Origin of the sequence: Bradyrhizobium sp. SPXBL-02, from assembly GCF_051853065.1 — a bacterium.
Lineage (GTDB): Bacteria > Pseudomonadota > Alphaproteobacteria > Rhizobiales > Xanthobacteraceae > Bradyrhizobium.
This window is the reverse complement of record NZ_CP182474.1, coordinates 3,833,732-3,851,277: the sequence shown is the minus strand read 5'-3', so window position 1 is coordinate 3,851,277 and position 17,546 is coordinate 3,833,732. Positions and strand designations below refer to the sequence as shown.

Below are 17,546 nucleotides of genomic sequence, written 5' to 3'. Positions count from 1 at the left end.
GGACGCCTCTAGGCTGCGCTCGCTTCCGAGCGTCCCCTGCCCCTTGAGCCTCCTAACACTTTGGCTGGCCCGGCGGGCAGCTCTTCGGTGGCGGGCCGGCCGGCCGCGGAGGCGGATGCGGCGCTGCGGCCATCGGCGGCGGCGCCGGTCGGGCGACCGGAGGTGGTGGCGGCGGCGGCGCTGGCCGTGCGACAGGCGGCGGAGGTGGTGCCGGCCGCGCCATCGCGGGCGGAGGCGGCGCCGGCCGGGCAACAGGTGGCGGCGGTGGCGCCGGCCGCGCCACGGCGACGGGCGGAGGCGCGGCCCGCGGCGGCGGGGGTGGCGCAACCCGCGGCGGAGGCGGCGGCGCCGGCCTTGCCAGAGCCTGAGGATGCGGAGGCGCAGCGGCGGGCCTGCCGGCCTGCGGCGGCGGTGGTGCGGGCCGACGATCCTGAACTCCGGACGGTGTCCGCGCCGCCAAGGGTGGCGGCGGAGGTGTCACGGGTTTGGCCGCAGTCGGGGCGGCGGGCTTGCCGGTGGCCGCGCTCGGCGGCGGCAAAGCGCCCGGCGGAGGCCCGCCCGGCCTGCCGCGCAGGTCTGGCACAGGCGGGGTCGTTGTCCCCGGCCTGGGCAGGGCCGCGGACGGATTCGTCGCGTTTCCGGAAGCCGGTGGGTGATTGGGCGTCGTAGCCGCGTTCGGCTGCGGCGGTGGGACGTTGCCGCTCGGCGCCGTGGCGGTCGCGGCGGGCTTGCCTGGGGATGGGACAGTCCCGGGCGCGGCCCCCGCTCCAGCCGGCGGCGGCCCGCCGGGGGTGCCGGGCACGGGCAGCGTATTGGCCTGCGGCAGCTTGGTCGGCGCCAGCGCTTGCGGGGGTGTAGCGGCGCTGCCGGCGGGCGCGGTCGCGGTCGGACTGGGTGTGCCGCCCGGCGTCCCCGTCCCGGGCGCCGCTCCGGCCGGCGGGCTGCCGGGCGCTCCCGGCGCCGGCACCGTATTGGCCTGCGGCAGCTTGGCGCCTGCGGGCGGCGGCGCCGTCGTGCCAGGCGCAACATTGGCCGGAGCCGGTGCCGCGAGACCCGGCTTCGCCGTCGGCTGGATCGTCGCGCTCGGCGGCATCGGCGCCTTGCCCTGCTGGATCAGAGCGGCGCGCTGGACCACCGCCTGCGGCACGGCCGGACCTGCCGGCGTGGCGCGGCCGGCAACCGCCGGCGCCAGATTGCCCGGTCCGGGCGCCGGCCCCGCGGCCGGCGGCGGTGCCGGCGGGCGGTTGATCACGGTGTTGATGACCGTCGTGTTGTGGATGTTCTGATAGATGATGTTGTTCGGCGGCGGCGCGACATAGACCGGCGGCCTGACGAATACCGGGATCGGCACGAACACCGGCTGCGGCAGCACGAACAGGCCGACCACGGGCAGTGGCGGCGGCAGCACGACGAAATCCGGCGGCGGCGGCGGCAGGTAATAGACCGGCGGCGGCGGTGGCGGCGCGAAGCCGAAATCGGGATCGCTGAAATACAGCACGGGACGGTCGACATAGACCACCTCCTCCGGCGGCGGTGGCGGCACGTCGTAGTCGATCATCGCGAAGCTCGGCGGCGGCTCGGGCGGCGCGGTGAGGATCGCAAGGCGGCGCCGTGCGTCTGCCGCATGCGGCCCGCGCGGATAGCGGCGCAGATACGACCAATAGGCCTCCGGCGTGTCGGTGCGGTAGGTCCGCCGCCAGGTGATGGCTTCGCGGCGCGCGGCAACGATCGCCATCACGCGCTTGGCGAGCGGGTCGTTCGGATAGGCCGCGAGAAACTCCTCATAGGCCGGCAGCGTGTCGCGCTCGAGCGCGGCGGCGTAGGCATCCTGCACGCCGAGATCGCGGATCGGCTTGCTCCGGATCGCGGCGACCTGGTCGGGCGCAGCCGCCGGCGGCGGCGCATCGGGCGCGCGCTCGAAGAACGAGAATGGCGCCGAGATCTTCTGCTCGTTCCAGGGCACCTGCGCGCCCTTGGAGGCCTCGTTGACGCGCAGGCGGACGCGGTCGAACACCTCGGGCAGCGGCAGGCCGCCGGTGCGGATCATCTCGGCGAGCGACTGCGCATAGATGCCGTAGGGCCCCGGCTCCTCCGGCGCCACCGTGCCGGGCGCGGCGTTGAAAGCGATCAGCATGTTCGGCTCCGGCTCGACCAGCGCCAAACCGCTCGCGATCGGCTGTCCGCCCTCGATGAAGGGCTGCGCCCGGGCCGCGTCGAGCACCACGATATTGGCCTTGAGCGGAATCGAGGCGAGCTGGCGCGCATAGTCACTGATGCGCAGGGCCTCGGTCGGTATGTCGGTGTCGCGGCTGATGTTGGAATCGACCGGGATGAAATAGTTCTCGCCGGCCAGCTGCACGCCGTAGCCGGCAAGATAGATCATCGCGACGGTGCCCGGCCCCGACGCCTGGGCCTTCTGGATGAAATCGCGCAGGCTCTTGCGCAGCGTGTCGCCGTCGAGATCGCGCGCGCCGACCACGTCGAAGCCCGCCGCCTGCAGCGTTTGTGCGATCAGGCCGGCGTCGTTCGCGGTGGTCGCCAGCGGCGATTTGGCATAGGCGCCGTTGCCGACCACGAGCGCGATGCGCTTTTCCTGCTGCTGGGCACGCGCCTGTTGCGGCAAGCCCACGGCAAGGACCGCCAGGAGAAGGCAGAGGAAGACTTTGAGCGTCCCGCGCATGGCTGTGCCCGCTTTTGTTGTTGAGGTGGCCACCGCGTATCAGGCGCGCGGCCAGCTGAATGGCACTTGAACGAGATGCCCGGATTGGGGCGGTGGCATGGCGCCGCCACCCAAGTCAACTCCACGTCGAACCTGCACGTCGGGCGCAAGCCTCGCGACCGCACTGCGGCGCGAGGCTCCCCGGCCCGTTCAGCCCTGGGCGATCAGATCGACCGTGCCCGTCGTTAGCCGGTAGATGCCGCCGACGACCTTCACCTTGCCCTGCTCCACGGCGGCATTGAGGATGGGCGCGGCCGTCTTCAGCTTGGCGATGTTGTCGACCACGTTCTGCCGGATCGCCTTGTTGAGCACGTCCCCGCCCTGCTGCATCGCCGCCTTTGCGGCGGGCGCGATCGCATCGACCAGCGAGGGAATGTGCCCCGGCGGCGACGTATTGTCCTTGATCGCCTTCAGCGTCGCATCCACCGCGCCGCAGGCATCATGGCCGAGCACGAGGATCAGCGGCGTGTTCAGCACCGCCACCGCATATTCCATGCTTGCGATGGTCTCGGTGCCGGCAAAGTTTCCGGCGACGCGACAGACGAACAGGTCGCCGCGACCCGTGTCGAAAGCGTATTCCGGCGCGATGCGCGAGTCGGCGCAGCTCAGCACGGCCGCGAACGGGTTCTGCCCGCCGGCCAGCGCCTCGCGCTCGTGCTTGAAATCGTGGCGCCGCGACACGCCGGCGACGTAGCGCCCATTGCCCTCCATCAGCCGCTTCAGCGACGCGTCGGGCGACAGCACATTCTGCGGCTTCGGCGGCTGCTTGGCGTCCTTGGCCAAGGCGCCACTGGCGAAAGCTCCACCCGCGAAAGCCATGCCGAACGCGGCGGCGCCAAACAGCATCGCCGATCGCCGCGACGGCGCGATGTCTTGAGGCAGAGGTTTGTGATGCAGAGAGGCAGAGCACTTGTCGCACATGTGACATCTCCTCGGGGTCAGTGGACGAATGAAGCGTATCGCGAAGATCGGTGCGCCGAAATGAAGAAATAACTAATGTTAATTGATGCAATCGATGATTGCTGCACCGCGTGCTATGCTGCAAGCCGAAACGCGTGGCCCATCGTGCGCCCGACGATTGCACCGACCTGCGTCCGCCTGCAGGCATTCGAGATCAGCCCGCCAAAGAGTGATCCGAAAAAATTGCGACAATTCCTTTTCTCGACGAATGCGGCACGCATTCACGCGCAGATCGTGCTCAAGCAACGATCCAGATCACGGCGATGCTTCGTCAAGATCTCTTCGCGCTCCAGAGCTGCCCCGCGTCCACAAGCCCCGTGCCCGGCGCGATCAGAGGCACGTCATCGTACCGCGCGCCCTACTCGACGGCTTCCAGCTCCGCGAGTTTCGTGCGCGCGGTTGCCTCATCCAGAGCAACGATCTCGCCCGGCCCGAGATTAGCCTCGCCCGCCGTCGCGACGGACACGACCGCAAGTCCGGCCAAACCGCCGAGCACGGCGCCACCCATGGCGGCATCGTGCCTGGCGCTGCTCTTGATCAGGTAGAAATGCGTCCGGCCTGCCTCCATGACGATCTCGCGCTTGGTCTCGCCCGGAAACATCAGTTCAGTGACCAGCACGTCGTGACGTCCGGCAGGCCGGTCGGCATAGGCATATTTCCCAGCCACGATTTTTCCGAGCGGAGCACCGTCGAGTTTCACCTCGCAGGCGCAAATAGCCATGCTCAGGCCGTTCCTCTTGTCCTGCAGGAACACCACACGCGCGTGCCCCGCGCGCGGAGGACCGACCTTCTTAGACACCGACGCAAAGTCCGTTCCGACCTGATTGCTGACGCACCCCGTCAGCATGGCACAAACGGCCAACAACAACGCACCCTGTCGCAGCATCACACGCCCCATTCCATTCCCCGGGGCACATGCTAGTCGGAATCAGCGCTGGGTTGCAACCGATGCAGTACGACTACTTTGTAAAAACCGGAACGCGCGGCGGAGAAGCTAAAGCTGTTGCACGTCCACCACGCCCGCGACCGCCTTGATCGCGCCGGCGATCTGCGGCGAGACCTTGAAGCGCCCGGGCAGCTTCATCTCCACCTCGGTCTCGAGGTCGAGCATCATCACCAGCGAGACCTCCCCGTCGCCGCTTCCGCGCGGTGCGATGCCGGGACTGCCGACCTTCGGCGCGCCGCCGTTGGTAGCCGCCATATCGGGCCCGGCGAGACGCTTGGCGATCGAGTCCAGCGGTTTGGTGTCGCGCAGGAAGATGCGCAGGCCCTTCTGCGTCTTGGCCGCGGCGTCATCGAGCGGCTCGGCATGCAGCACGCGGGCGCGGACGTCCTCGCCCTGGAGCTCGGCGCCTAACTGCAGCAGCACGGCCGCGCCGGGCTCCAGCACGTCGCGATATTGCGCGAGGCCTTCCGAGAACAGCACCGCCTCGAAATGGCCGGTGGGATCGGACAGGCCCATGATGCCCATCTTGTTGCCGGTCTTGGTGCGCCGCTCCATGCGCGAGACAACGGTCGCGGCGACCTTGCCGGCGGTGGCGCCGGTCTTCACCGCGCGTGAGAACTCGGCCCAGCTCTGCACCCGCAGCCGCTTCAGCACGGTCGCGTAATCGTCGAGCGGATGTCCCGACAGGAAGAAGCCGATCGCGTCGTATTCGCGGCGCAGCCGCTCGGCCGGCAGCCACGGCTCGACCTGCGGCAGCATGATGGTCGGCGCATCCGCCGACATGCCGAACATGTCGTTCTGGCCGATGGTCGCAGCTTCATGCGCCCGCTGGCAGGCGGCGAGGATCGCGTCCGCACCGGCAAAGACGCGCGCCCGGTTCGGCTCCAGCGTGTCGAAGGCGCCGGCAGCGGCGAGGCTTTCGATGATGCGCTTGTTGATCGCGCGCGGCGAGACGCGCGCGGCGAAATCGGCGAGCGAGGTGAACAGGCCGCCTCGGGTGCGCTCCGCGATGATCTGCTCGATCGCCTGGATGCCGACGCCCTTGAGCGCGGCGAGCGCGTAGTAGATCGTGTTCTCGCCGACCTCGAAGGTCGCGCCCGAGCGGTTGATGTTCGGCGGCTCGACCTTGATGCCGAGGCGCTGCGCCTCGGAGCGAAATTCGGAGAGCTTGTCGGTGTTGTTCAGATCGAGCGTCATGGACGCTGCGATGAACTCCACCGGATAATGCGCCTTCATGTAGGCGGTGTGGTAGGACACCAGTGCATAGGCCGCCGCGTGGCTCTTGTTGAAGCCGTAGTCGGCGAATTTTGCGAGCAGCTCGAAGATGGTCTCGGCCTGCCCCTTCGGCACGCCATTCTTAACCGCGCCCGCAACGAAGATGTCGCGCTGCTTGTCCATCTCGGCGCGGATCTTCTTGCCCATAGCGCGGCGCAGCAGGTCGGCATCGCCGAGCGAATAGCCCGACATCACCTGCGCGATCTGCATCACCTGCTCCTGGTAGATGATGACGCCGAAGGTCTCCTTCAGGATCGGCTCCAGCACGGGGTGCAGATATTCCGGCTCCTCGTCGCCGTGCTTGCGCGCGCAATAGGTCGGGATGTTCGCCATCGGGCCCGGCCGATACAGCGCGACCAGCGCGATGATGTCCTCGAAACGGTCCGGCCGCATGTCGATCAGCGCCCGCCGCATGCCCTGGCTTTCAACCTGGAACACGCCGACCACGTCGCCGCGCGCCAGCATCTGGTAGCTCTCGGCATCGTCGATCGGCAGCGTGGCGAGATCGACATCGATGCCGCGCGGCTTCAGCAGCTTGCAGGCGACGTCGAGCACGGTGAGCGTCTTCAGGCCGAGGAAGTCGAACTTCACGAGCCCCGCGGGCTCGACCCACTTCATGTTGAACTGGGTCACAGGCATGTCGGATTTGGGATCGCGGTAGAGCGGCACGAGCTCGCTCAGAGGACGATCGCCGATCACGATGCCGGCCGCGTGGGTCGAGGCGTGGCGGGTCAGGCCTTCGAGACGCTGGGCGATGTCGAAGGCGCGCGCCACCACCGGGTCTTCGTCGCGGAACGCCTGCAGCTTGGGCTCGCTCTCGATCGCGGCGGCCAGCGTCACCGGCGCCGCCGGATTCTGCGGCACCAGTTTGGTCAGCTTGTCGACCTGGCCATAGGGCATCTGCAGCACGCGGCCGACGTCGCGCAGCACGCCGCGCGCCTGCAGCGTACCGAAGGTGATGATCTGCGCGACCTGATCGCGGCCGTAGCGCTGCTGCACGTAACTGATCACCTCGCCGCGGCGGTCCTGGCAGAAGTCGATGTCGAAGTCCGGCATCGAGACGCGTTCCGGATTGAGGAAGCGCTCGAACAGCAGGCCGAACCTGATCGGATCGAGGTCGGTGATGGTGAGCGCCCACGCCACCAGCGAGCCCGCGCCGGAGCCGCGGCCCGGCCCGACCGGAATGCCTTGGCTCTTCGCCCATTTGATGAAGTCGGACACGATCAGGAAGTAGCCCGCGTATTTCATGCGGGTGATGACGTCGAGCTCGAAGGCGAGCCGCTTGGCGTAGGTCTCCTCCGTCGTGCCCTGCGACAGGCCGTGGACGCTCAGGCGCTTGGCCAGCCCCTCCTCCGCCTGGCGCTTCAATTCGGCGGCCTCGACTGCGGCGGCATCCGAGCTCTGCGCCGCACCCACGGTGAAGAACGGCAGGATTGGCTTGCGCGTCATCGGCCGGAACGAGCAGCGCTCGGCGATCTCCACCGTCGAGGCCAGCGCCTCCGGAATGTCGGCGAACAGCACCGCCATCTCGGCGCGCGTCTTGAAGCGATGATCCGGCGTCAGCTGCATGCGGTCGGTCTCGGCGATCAGCCGGCCACCGGCAATGCAGAGCAGCGCATCATGCGCTTCGTAATCGTCGGTGGTCGCGAAATACGGCTCGTTGGTTGCAACCAGCGGCAGCCCCTTGGCGTAGGCGATGTCGATCAAGCCGCCTTCGACGCGCCGTTCCTTCTCGGCGTTGTGGCGCTGCAATTCGATGTAGAGGCGGTCGCCGAACAGAGCAGCGAGACGCTCGCACCGCACGCCGGCGAGCTCGGCCATGCCACCGGCGAGCGCCAGCGAGATCGGGCCGTCCGGCCCGCCCGTCAGCGCGATCAGGCCCTCGGTCTCGTCCTCGAGCCAGTCGAGCTTGACGAACGGAGCATGGCTGTCCGGCGATTCCAGGAACGCGCGCGAGTTCAGCCGCATCAGGCTGCGATAGCCGCGCTCCTGCGCGGCCAGCAGCACCACGCGCGACGGCCCCATCGCGTTGCGCGCGTTGGGATCCTGATCGCCGAAATCGATGGCCAGTTCGCAGCCGACGATCGGCTGGATGCCGGAGCCCGCCATCTTGTCGGAGAACTCCAGCGCGCCGAACAGATTGTCGGTGTCGGTCAGCGCCAGCGCCGGCTGGTGGTCCTTCTTGGCAAGCTCGGCGAGCTTGGCGATCTTGATCGAGCCCTTGAGCAGCGAATAGGCCGAGTGAACGTGAAGGTGGACAAATCCGGCGCTCGGCATGGTCGCGTGACGGCCTCTTGCAGATGAGATGGGGCGGTCGCCGGCTCCTCAAGGCATCATGCACTCGCGCTGCCGACTCGGCATCGCAATGGTGGGGTCTCGCGCCGCCAGAGTCCACGCCGGAGCGGCCGCTTCGCCGCGTCGTCCCGCTTTTCCCCAACCGGGCCTGCCCCGGAGCTGCGGGGACAAAGCTGCGGGATGCTCAAAGCTGCGGGATGACCTGGGCCCAGATCGCGATCATCCCGACGAACAGCGTGATGGACGCCAGCGCAGCCGCCTCTTCCACGAAAATCCTGAACATGGTCTCGCTCCCTCGCTAGAACGTATGAAGAACATTGTTCTCATTTCGTTCTCAGGAGTCAAGCCTAACCCGAGATGTCGCAGCGCGATGGTTAACTCGCTGAATTCACGCAATAAAAAAGCCCCGGCCGAGGCCGGGGCTTTCGTCGGCCGCTCGCGTGGAGCGGGTCGGTTTTAGTAGCGACCCAACATCGGGCCGCCGAACTTGTAGTTCAGGCGGACGAGGCCCATGTCGACGTCCTGACGGATGCGCTCCGTACCGGCAAAGCCGGCGAAGGTGACGTCCTTGTCGGCCAGGAAGATGTGGTTGTACTCGACGCCAACCGACCAGTTCGGCGCAAAGCCGTACTCGAGGCCGGCACCGACAGTGCCGCCCCAACGGGTGTCGCTGGTCGACGCCAGCAGCGGACCACCGAGGCCGTAGATCTCGTACTTGTCGCTGACCACAGCCGCACCACCCTTCACGTAGAGCAGCACGTTGTTCCAGGCATAGCCGACCTGGCCAGTGATCAGACCGAACGCGTCGATCTTGGTGCGGTTGCGGGTGGCAAACAGCGCGCTGACGTTGTCGCCCGAGAAGTCAGCCCAGTTGCCCTGGCCTTCCAGGCCGAACACGAACTGTCCAGACTGCCAGCGATAGCCGACTTGGCCACCGACCGTGGCGCCGGTCGCGTCGTGCGAACCTTCACGACCGAGACCAACGAAGTCCCAGGTCGCGTGCGACGAACCACCGCCTCCGTTGATACCGATGTAGAAGCCGCTCCAGTCGTAAACAGCAGCGATCGCCGCCGGCGGCGCCTTGGTGTAGGGCCGTGCCGCGAGATCGGCAGCCAGCGCCGGCGCAGCCGCGCTGAGCGCGACAAGGCTGACAGCGGCGAGCAACAACTTCTTCTTCATTTGATTCCCGTTCCAGTTTCTTCAGAGGCCCCCGGGCCGTGGCGTGGTCATAACAGCGATCGACGGAATTGCTGTAACCGCGACGCCACAGTGCAATCCAAAGGACGCTGCTCATTAACGAATGTTAATCGCAGGTGCGCGAAACCCTTTGAAACAAGGGGTTTTCAGCAGTTCCAACGTCGAGAGACGAGATCAACTGCATGCGGGCGTAACATCGTCGCGCGCACATTCGCGTGATGGGAGAGTCGAAAATCGCGGTGGAGTTACTCATCCCATTGTCGCCATATTTTCGCTCGCATTCATCACATTCGCACTCGCACCAATCGCGAGTTCGCTCGTGCACGTTCGGCAAGGATCATTCCTTCTGTCTCACGGCGATGAATGGCCGAGACTGAGCAATTGCAGGTTCGAGATCCGGCGCGCTGAGCTCGCCGCGCCGCACTCCTGCTCGCCCTCACGGCATGCTCCCGCCAAGCGGAGCTGCGCGCGCGCAAACTTTTAATCCGCGCAATCCGATCTGCACCGCCGCCCGGGCCGCGCTGCGGCGAGCGGCGGATGATCGAGTTCGCCGCGGCGACGTGCGAACCGCGAGGCGCCGGAACGTCTCGCACACATTTGCCGGATGTCTGTCCGAAATGAATGCGCACGGCGCAGGCGGCCGCAAGTTGTGACCGCGCCAGTCATCGTATAGCGTCCGTCCAGCTGTCCTTCGCGCAGTCGATCCTGCCATGCTCGCCCGTATCCTGCTCCTCCTGGCCTCGCTCTTGCTCCCGGGCACTTTGCGTGCCGAAGCAGCGCCGACCGAGAAAGCCGGATTTGCCTCCAGGCTGACGATCTATCTCGCCAAGGGGCCACCCGATGCATGCGGCCCGGGCTGCGATCGCTGGATCGCCATCGAAGGCGAGATCGATCGGGAGGCTGCGCTGCGCATTCGCCGCTTCCTCGCCGCGGTCAAAGACCTGCAGCGTCCGATCTACCTGCATTCGCCCGGCGGCAACGTCGAGCAGTCCTATGCGATCGGGCGGTTGCTACGCAGCCGCAAGGCGATTGCCAGGGTCGGCCGGACGATCGCGACCGCCTGCGCTGCGGGCACGCAGGTGGACGCCGCGTGCCTGAAGCTCAAGAACGCAAACGGCGAGGTCGAGGCCGAGCTCACCACGTACCGTGCCATGTGCAACTCGGCCTGCGGATACGTGTTTCTCGGTGCGACGTCGCGCGAGGTCGCCCCCGATGCCGCAATGGCGGTGCATAATTCGAGGCTGGTGCTCGCCTTTGACGGACGGCCCGATCCGGCGGCCGTCGCGGAATACAGGCGCCGCCGGCTGTTGGCGGCCGATCGTGATCGCGCCGCGTTCATCGCAGCGATGGGAATTAGCCGCGATCTCGATTCGCTCATCCGGACGGTAAAGTTCGAAAGCCTGCACGTGCTGACGCGATCCGAGCTCTACGGTTTCGGCATCGACACGCGATCGCTTGCCGAAACGAACTGGACGCTGGAGAAAGAGGCCCGGCCGTTCGTCCGCAAGATCGCGACCGCAAAGAAGGAGAGCGCCGCCACGTTCCGAACGATGGAGCTGCGCCTGTCTTGCGAAAGCAGCAAGGGCGCGCCGCTGACGTTTGCGGCCGAGGTCGACGAAACGGCCGCCGGCAAGAGCACGATCCTGATCACGGCGGATGCCGCCAAGGACAAGGCGGCCGGAGGATCTCCGCTACGGACCGGCAAGTACGAGGTCTGGCGCGGCAATATCGACGCCGACATGGTCAAGGCAATAATGGCCTCCCGCTCCCTGCAGGTCCGCGAAACCACGCCGATAGCGGACGACAAGACGGACATCACGAGGTTCGAGCTCGACCTGGCGGGCCTGCCGTCACAGTGGGCCCGGCTCAAGGCATCCTGCGCGTTGCCGACGACGGGCCCGACAAGCTCCTGGCCGACGACGCCTGGGCAAGCGGCTCCCTGGCAGGCAGCTCCTTGGCCCGAGAGCCCGTGGACGCCTGCGCCTCAACCGGCCGTCAGCACAAACTCTCCGCGCGCTCTGGCGCCTTGAAAGGCCGTCGGCCATCGCCCCGGGGCGATTCAACTCGTAACATCATTCAACCTTCGTCGAGCAGGTAGCGGACCTTGGCGGCCAAGTCTTCGATCGCAAAGGGCTTGGACAGCAAATGCTTGCCGGCATCGAGCACGCCATTATGGACGATCGCGTTGCGCGTGTAGCCGGTCGTGAACAGCACTTTCAGGTCCGGGTATCGTCTTGACAGTTCGGCCGCGAGTTCGGCACCGGTCATATCTGGCATGACAACATCGGTGAACAGCAGATCTGGAATGAAACCGCTTTCGATTTTCCCGATCGCCTCCCTGGCGTTCGCGGCCTCGACAACGGTGTAGCCAAGCTCGCGCAGGCTTTCGGATGAGATGCTGCGGACCCGCTCGTCGTCCTCGACGACGAGGATGGTCTCGCTCTGCAGGCTTGCACCGGGATGTGGCACCCCTTGAGACGGCGTTGTGATAGTCTCCTCGCCCGCGAAGCGTGGAAGATAGATCTTCACGGTCGTGCCGACGTCCACCTCCGAATAGATTTTGACATGGCCGCCCGACTGCCGCACGAAGCCGTAGACCTGGCTGAGGCCAAGTCCAGTCCCCTTGCCCACGACCTTGGTCGTGAAGAACGGATCGAAGACCTTTCCCAGCACGTCCGCCGCAATGCCCGTGCCATTGTCCGTCACCGCAATGAGAACGTACTGCCCCGGCTGCAGCGCGTATTCACGGGCATATTTTCGATCTATCGAGGCATTGGCCGTTTCGATCGTCAGCCTGCCACCCTTCGGCATGGCATCGCGTGCATTGACTGCCAGATTGATGAGAGCGCTTTCGAGCTGGGCAGGGTCTGCCTTGACGCGCCATAGGTCAGCCGCCAGGACCGTCTCGAGACGGACGAGCTCGCCGAGCGAGCGCTCGAGCAGCTCACTCATCTCACCGACCATCCTGTTGATGTCCATGACCTCAGGCGCAAGAGGCTGCTGTCGCGAGAACGCCAACAATCTTTGCGTCAACGTCGCGGCACGGTTTGCACCATCCATGGCGCTCTCAAGGAAGCGGTCAATGTTGGGCTCTCCCTTGCCGAGCCGCCGTTTGGCGAGATTCAGGCTGCCGAGGATCACGGCCAGCATGTTGTTGAAGTCGTGGGCGATCCCTCCGGTCAATTGCCCGACGGCTTCCATCTTCTGCGATTGCCGCAATTGCTCCTCGGCTTTCATGCGCTCGGCGATCTCGTCGGAGACACGTTGCTCGAGTTCGGCATTGAGCGCTTCGAGCCTGGTCAGCAGCCGGGCGTTGTCGATTGCCGTCGCGGCGTGGCCGGCAATGCCGAGCAATGCGGCCTCATGCTCTTTGTGGAATCGACCGACCTCCGCATGACCGAAGAAAAGCCCACCGAGCACTTCGCCGCTTCGCGAGATCACCGGAACTGCCAGGTAGGACCGGACCGGAAGATGGCCCTCGGGCATGCCTTTCCCCGGCGCATTCTTGCCATAGCGCGGATCTTGCAGGATGTCGTCCGACCTCACCACGCCCGTGCCCTTGAAGGTCGGCTCGAACACGGCGGTGTTGCGTGGCATTGGGAAGTTTTCGAAAGCGGATCGCGGCACGCCGGACAGCGAATACAGCATGTAGCTGCCGCCGTCCGCGGCCACGACGTTATAAAAGAAGGCTCCGAACTGCGCGCCCGTCAGCTCGACGCCGGCATCCGTCACGATCTGGACGATCCTGTCGAGATCGCGTTCGCGGGCAACGGATGCTCCCGTGTCGTTGAGGATCCTCAGATGACGTTCGGTCTTCTTTTGCGCGGAGATATCCAGCACGGTCCCGATAAATCGGGTAGCCTGGCCATCGGAAAAGATCGTATGACCCGTTGCGGCGATCCAGCGCTCGAGGCCATCCTCGATGCCGACGGTCCGGTATTCGATGTTGTAACTTCTCGGAGAATGGGGCTGTAACGCGGCCGAGACGGCCTCATGGGTGCGCTGCTTATCGTCGGGATGGATGCCCTTCAGGAATGAGCCCTCATAGCTGACCTCGGCATCCGGTGAGAGACCGAACACCTCCTTGCAGCGGCTATCCCATCGAAGAATATCGTTGACCGGATCGTAGTCCCAGGTGCCGATTCCGGCAGCCTTGTTGGCGAGGACCAGCCGCTCGGCTGCTTCGCGCGCCGCCTGCTCCGATCGGACGCGCTCGATATGCGCCCATGATCGCTCCGTCACCTCGGTAAGCAAGGCAAGTTCGCGCGCCGTCCAAAGATGCGGCCCGCGATGATGAATGGCCATCAAGGCGGTAAGTCGCCCTTCCTTCACCAAGGGCATGCAGATCGTCGAACCTATCCCAATACGCTGGAAAGTGGCGGCTTCGTTGGGGGCGATCTCCTTCAGATTGTCGTTGATGATGAGGGGCCGGCCGGCGCCCAGCTCTCGCACCGCCTTTTCGCCGAAGTCGGCAAGGCTGTAGTGCCCCAATATGTGCGTCGCACCGGGGGCGGCCCAGTCCCCGCGGATGGTGAAGCCGTCCTGATCAGGATCCATGTCGGCATAGGCGCAGTTGGAGACGCCGAGATACTCACCGACCATTCTCGTCGTCACCGCCATGACGCCGTCCGCATCGCGCGTCTTGGCCGTTTCCTTGTTGAGAGCGTCCAGAAAGAGGAGCCGCGCTTCGTTCTCGCGCACCGCGCTCTCGGCACGGCGACGTTCGACGGCGGTGCGGGTGCGTTCGGCAACCTCGCGGATGAGCTCCAGCTCCGCGGGGCTCCATTCGCGCGGTGTGGCATTGTTGAGGTACAGCAGCGCAACAACCCCGTCGGGCTCGGAGATTGGCATGTTGACCAATGCGCGGGCCGAGATTGCCTCGAGAGCTCGGGCGCGGTCGCCGACGCGAGGGTCCTTTTCGGCATCGGCGCAGATGACCGTCTCCCCCCGTTTCAAGTCCTCGATATAACTGCCGTAGTCGCGAAATCGCAGCACGCCGGCCAGGCTCGAGATCCCAGGCGCATTCCAGTCGCGCGCGATGGTGATGGTCTCGGCTGAGGTATCGACGGTGCCGTAACCTGCCCGGCTGACATTGAGGCTGCGGCCCAGCAGCTCCGCCGCCGCATAGGCGAGATCGTCAGGGTTGCCGATCTCTCGAATAAGATCGCCGAGGGTGGCAAGGACGGCGTTGCGATCGGCCGAGCGTCTCCCGGTCGCTGTCGTCATCGGTCAACCCCGAACACGTCCCTCGCTCCACCTGCACACCGATGAAACAGTAACCGTAGGGGGAGCCTTAGGTTCCCGGCGCGGGGGCGGCTAGGCATCAAGACGCCTGCTGCCAAGGCGAGTGATGATCAAGTCGCTTCAACAACGACCGGCTTACACCGGCGTATAGATCACGAGCTTCAACGCGGGATCGTCGTTGGCCTGGAAGCTGGTGTGCTCGAAGTGCAGCACGCCCTTGGTCGGATGGTTCATGGTCTTGCGCCCCGAGATGGTGCTGCGGATGTCGTGTGCCTCCCACCATTCGACGAATTCCGGACTGCCCTCGCGCAGTCGCGTCAGCAGCTCCGTGAAGGCGGGATCGCCGGCCCAGACGTCGTGATTGGCGCGAAACATCGCCACCATGGCCTTGGCGACGTTCTCCCAACCGGCGCCGTAGGATTTTCGCGCCTGCTTGTTGGTCATCATCAGGAGCAGCGTGTTGCGATCCTGCTCCGGCAATCGCCCGAAGCCGAAGATCTCTTCGGCCGCATCGTTCCAGGCCAGCACGTCCCAGCGCCGGCCGGTGATGTAGGCCGGCTGGTGCAGGCTCTCGATCATCCGCCGAATGGGCGGTGGCACGATTTCGCGCGTGAACGGGCTTCTTGCGCGCTCGCGCGCCAGCGCCTTGAGGTGCGCGTGCTCGGCCTTGCTGAGACGGAGGGCCCGGGCCAGCGCATCCACGGTGGTGACGGACGGGCTCACCGTGCGGCCCTGTTCGAGGCGGATGTACCAGTCGACGCCGATGCCGGCGAGCTGCGCGACCTCCTCGCGGCGCAGCCCCGCGGTGCGACGCCGGCTACCCGCGGGCAGCCCGACCGTTTTCGGCGACAGCTTTTCGCGACGGGACCTCAGGAAGTCGCCGAATTCGACGCGGCGGGGGTCGGCCATGGACGTGCTCCGTGGGGAGGGACAAGGCAATACTAGGATAATACCAGGCCTTCTTGCCGCGCGACAGTCCTCGCATATTCCGTGCACCTCACAATGAGGTGCGAACGAAGGTCGACATCATGAAGGCTGCTGTACTCAAATCTTTCGGATCCCCGCTCGTCATCGAGGACGTCCCCGAACCCGTGCTCGGCACCGGCGAAGTGATCGTGGATGTCGTCGCCACCCGCGTGCTGTCCTATTCCAATGAAGTGTTCAGCGGTGAACGCAAGTACGCGTTGGACTTGCCCGTCATTCCCGGAGCCGGCGGGGTCGGCCGTGTGCGCGCGATCGGCCCGGACGCAACAAAATTGTCCGTGGGCGACTGGGTGCTCTGCGATCCGACAGTGCGCTCGCGCGACGACGCGATCGCTCCGGACATTCACCTGCAGGGTGTGAGCGCGCGCGGCGAAGGCGGCATGCAGCTACAGAAATATTTTCACCACGGCTCCTTCGCCGAGCGGATGAGGGTGCCGACGGAGAACGTGACGCGGCTCGGCGAACTCAGCGAAGCGGAGGCCGCGAGATGGAGCGTGCTCGGCACCATGCTCGTGCCCTATGGCGGCTTCCTTGCCGCAAGGCTGCAGCCCGGCGAGACCGTGCTCGTGAGCGGCGCGACCGGCAATTTCGGCAGCGCCGCCGTGGCCGTGGCGCTCGCAATGGGAGCGGCCTGGGTCGTGGCGCCGGGCCGCAACGAGAAGATGCTCGCCGAACTCGTGCGTCGCTATGGCGCGCGCGTCAGGCCGGTGAAGCTGACCGGCAACGAGAATGACGACCGTGAGCTGATGAAGCGCGCAGTGCCTGCCCCGATCGATTGCGCGTTCGATATCATGCCGCCCTCCGTCGCCACGACGGTGGTGCGCGCCGCGATCATGACGGTGCGGCCCAATGGCCGCGTCGTGCTGATGGGCGGCGTCAACATGCAGGGCGGTCCAGGCCTGGAGCTGCCCTACAACTGGATCATGCGCGAATGCATCACGATCCATGGCGTCTGGATGTATCCGCGCGATTCCGCGGCTCGCCTGATCGCGCTGGTGCGCGCGGGACTGCTCAAGCTGGAGGAGTACGAGACCACGGCCTTCGATCTCGACCACGCCAATGAAGCCGTGGCGCATGCCGCGGCCAATGGCGGGCCGTTCAAAATTACGGTGATCAGGCCCTGAGCCTGAGGCGGCGGGGGGAGCGCCGTCGTCGATTGATTTTGGAAGCCCCACCAAGCACTTGGCTACTGTGCATGGGGTTGTTTTCGAAGGTTCTTAGTCGAGTTCGACCACCTGGCCGTGCGACAGCGACACTCGCCGGTCCATGCGGCCGGCGAGTTCCATGTTGTGGGTCGCGATCAGCATCGACACGTGCGTCGCCTTGACCAGCTGCATCAGGGCCTGGAACACGTGCTCGGCGGTCCCAGGATCGAGATTGCCGGTCGGCTCGTCCGCAAACAGCACGCGCGGCGCATTGGCCACTGCACGGGCGATCGCAACACGCTGCTGCTCGCCGCCGGACAACTCGGCGGGGCGGTGGGTGATGCGGTCGCCGAGCCCGAGATAGCCGAGGATCTCCTTGGCGCGCTTGACGCTCTCGGACTTCTTCAGGCCGCGGATCATCTGCGGCAGCATGACGTTCTCGAGGGCCGAGAACTCCGGCAGCAGCCGGTGCGACTGATAGACGAAGCCGATATCGGTGCGGCGCAGCTGCGTGCGCTCGATGTCGGGCAGCTGCGAGGTCGGCGCGCCCGAGACATAGACCTCGCCGGAATCGGGTGCTTCCAGAAGGCCCGCGATGTGCAGCAGCGTCGACTTGCCCGAGCCCGACGGCGCCACCAGCGCGACCGATTGGCCAGCCCACAGCGCCAGCTTGGCGCCGTCGAGGATCGTCAGCGGCACCTCGCCCTGCAAGTACTGCCGCTTTATCTCGTGGAGATAAATGACCGGTACATCTTCCGCCCCCTGCTGTTGCTCCATCAGC

At 66.1% G+C, this 17,546-nt stretch carries 10 protein-coding genes; 2 read left to right on the top strand and 8 right to left on the bottom strand.

What is annotated here, in order from left to right:
* Positions 1-52 precede the first annotated feature (52 nt).
* From ACNJYD_RS17870 to ACNJYD_RS17850, 5 genes are all read right to left on the bottom strand, one after another.
* On the bottom strand, positions 53-2,680 hold the full coding sequence (locus ACNJYD_RS17870) for a caspase family protein (RefSeq protein ID WP_212257234.1): 2,628 nt from the start codon (positions 2,678-2,680) through the stop codon (positions 53-55).
* A 189-nt stretch (positions 2,681-2,869) separates the two neighbouring features.
* Entirely contained in the window at positions 2,870-3,640 is a 771-nt protein-coding gene (locus tag ACNJYD_RS17865; protein ID WP_212257235.1) for a carbonic anhydrase, read from the bottom strand.
* A gap of 397 nt (positions 3,641-4,037) precedes the next feature.
* Positions 4,038-4,577 carry a DUF2846 domain-containing protein gene (locus ACNJYD_RS17860; protein WP_439367222.1) on the bottom strand — a complete coding sequence of 180 codons (540 nt, stop codon included), beginning with the start codon at positions 4,575-4,577 and terminating at the stop codon, positions 4,038-4,040.
* A gap of 96 nt (positions 4,578-4,673) precedes the next feature.
* Positions 4,674-8,177, bottom strand: a complete 3,504-nt coding sequence (gene dnaE / locus ACNJYD_RS17855; protein ID WP_212257237.1) for a DNA polymerase III subunit alpha — start codon at positions 8,175-8,177, stop codon at positions 4,674-4,676.
* 474 nt (positions 8,178-8,651) lie between these two features.
* Positions 8,652-9,374, bottom strand: coding sequence for an outer membrane protein (locus ACNJYD_RS17850; RefSeq protein WP_172783568.1), 723 nt, complete (start codon positions 9,372-9,374; stop codon positions 8,652-8,654).
* A gap of 728 nt (positions 9,375-10,102) precedes the next feature.
* On the opposite strand from ACNJYD_RS17850, the gene ACNJYD_RS17845 reads away from it, so the two are divergent.
* Positions 10,103-11,422 (top strand): hypothetical protein, encoded by a 1,320-nt coding sequence (locus ACNJYD_RS17845; protein ID WP_246571232.1) that lies wholly within the window; start codon positions 10,103-10,105, stop codon positions 11,420-11,422.
* Positions 11,423-11,468: 46 nt separating this feature from the next.
* Here ACNJYD_RS17845 and ACNJYD_RS17840 read toward each other — a convergent pair whose 3' ends face one another.
* Together ACNJYD_RS17840 and ACNJYD_RS17835 are read right to left on the bottom strand one after the other, a co-directional pair.
* On the bottom strand, positions 11,469-14,618 hold the full coding sequence (locus ACNJYD_RS17840) for a GAF domain-containing protein (protein WP_439367219.1): 3,150 nt from the start codon (positions 14,616-14,618) through the stop codon (positions 11,469-11,471).
* Between the two features lie 153 nt (positions 14,619-14,771).
* Complete coding sequence (locus ACNJYD_RS17835; protein WP_439367217.1) at positions 14,772-15,545, bottom strand: helix-turn-helix transcriptional regulator; 774 nt, start codon at positions 15,543-15,545, stop codon at positions 14,772-14,774.
* 119 nt (positions 15,546-15,664) lie between these two features.
* On the opposite strand from ACNJYD_RS17835, the gene ACNJYD_RS17830 reads away from it, so the two are divergent.
* Positions 15,665-16,744, top strand: coding sequence for a quinone oxidoreductase family protein (locus tag ACNJYD_RS17830; protein WP_212257240.1), 1,080 nt, complete (start codon positions 15,665-15,667; stop codon positions 16,742-16,744).
* A gap of 93 nt (positions 16,745-16,837) precedes the next feature.
* On the opposite strand, the gene ACNJYD_RS17825 is transcribed toward ACNJYD_RS17830, so the two are convergent.
* Positions 16,838-17,542: an ABC transporter ATP-binding protein gene (locus ACNJYD_RS17825; protein WP_212257241.1), complete on the bottom strand. Its 705-nt coding sequence runs from the start codon at positions 17,540-17,542 to the stop codon at positions 16,838-16,840.
* Positions 17,543-17,546 lie beyond the last annotated feature (4 nt).

What these genes read in the sequence shown, in the direction of transcription:
- ACNJYD_RS17865 (WP_212257235.1), bottom strand. Translation starts at nt 3,640, where the DNA reads ATGTGCGACAAGTGCTCTGCCTCTCTGCATCACAAACCTCTGCCTCAA.
- dnaE (WP_212257237.1), bottom strand. Translation starts at nt 8,177, where the DNA reads ATGCCGAGCGCCGGATTTGTCCACCTTCACGTTCACTCGGCCTATTCG.
- ACNJYD_RS17835 (WP_439367217.1), bottom strand. Translation starts at nt 15,545, where the DNA reads ATGGCCGACCCCCGCCGCGTCGAATTCGGCGACTTCCTGAGGTCCCGT.
- ACNJYD_RS17850 (WP_172783568.1), bottom strand. Translation starts at nt 9,374, where the DNA reads ATGAAGAAGAAGTTGTTGCTCGCCGCTGTCAGCCTTGTCGCGCTCAGC.
- ACNJYD_RS17840 (WP_439367219.1), bottom strand. Translation starts at nt 14,618, where the DNA reads ATGACGACAGCGACCGGGAGACGCTCGGCCGATCGCAACGCCGTCCTT.
- ACNJYD_RS17845 (WP_246571232.1), top strand. Translation starts at nt 10,103, where the DNA reads ATGCTCGCCCGTATCCTGCTCCTCCTGGCCTCGCTCTTGCTCCCGGGC.
- ACNJYD_RS17870 (WP_212257234.1), bottom strand. Translation starts at nt 2,680, where the DNA reads ATGCGCGGGACGCTCAAAGTCTTCCTCTGCCTTCTCCTGGCGGTCCTT.
- ACNJYD_RS17830 (WP_212257240.1), top strand. Translation starts at nt 15,665, where the DNA reads ATGAAGGCTGCTGTACTCAAATCTTTCGGATCCCCGCTCGTCATCGAG.
- ACNJYD_RS17825 (WP_212257241.1), bottom strand. Translation starts at nt 17,542, where the DNA reads ATGGAGCAACAGCAGGGGGCGGAAGATGTACCGGTCATTTATCTCCAC.
- ACNJYD_RS17860 (WP_439367222.1), bottom strand. Translation starts at nt 4,577, where the DNA reads ATGGGGCGTGTGATGCTGCGACAGGGTGCGTTGTTGTTGGCCGTTTGT.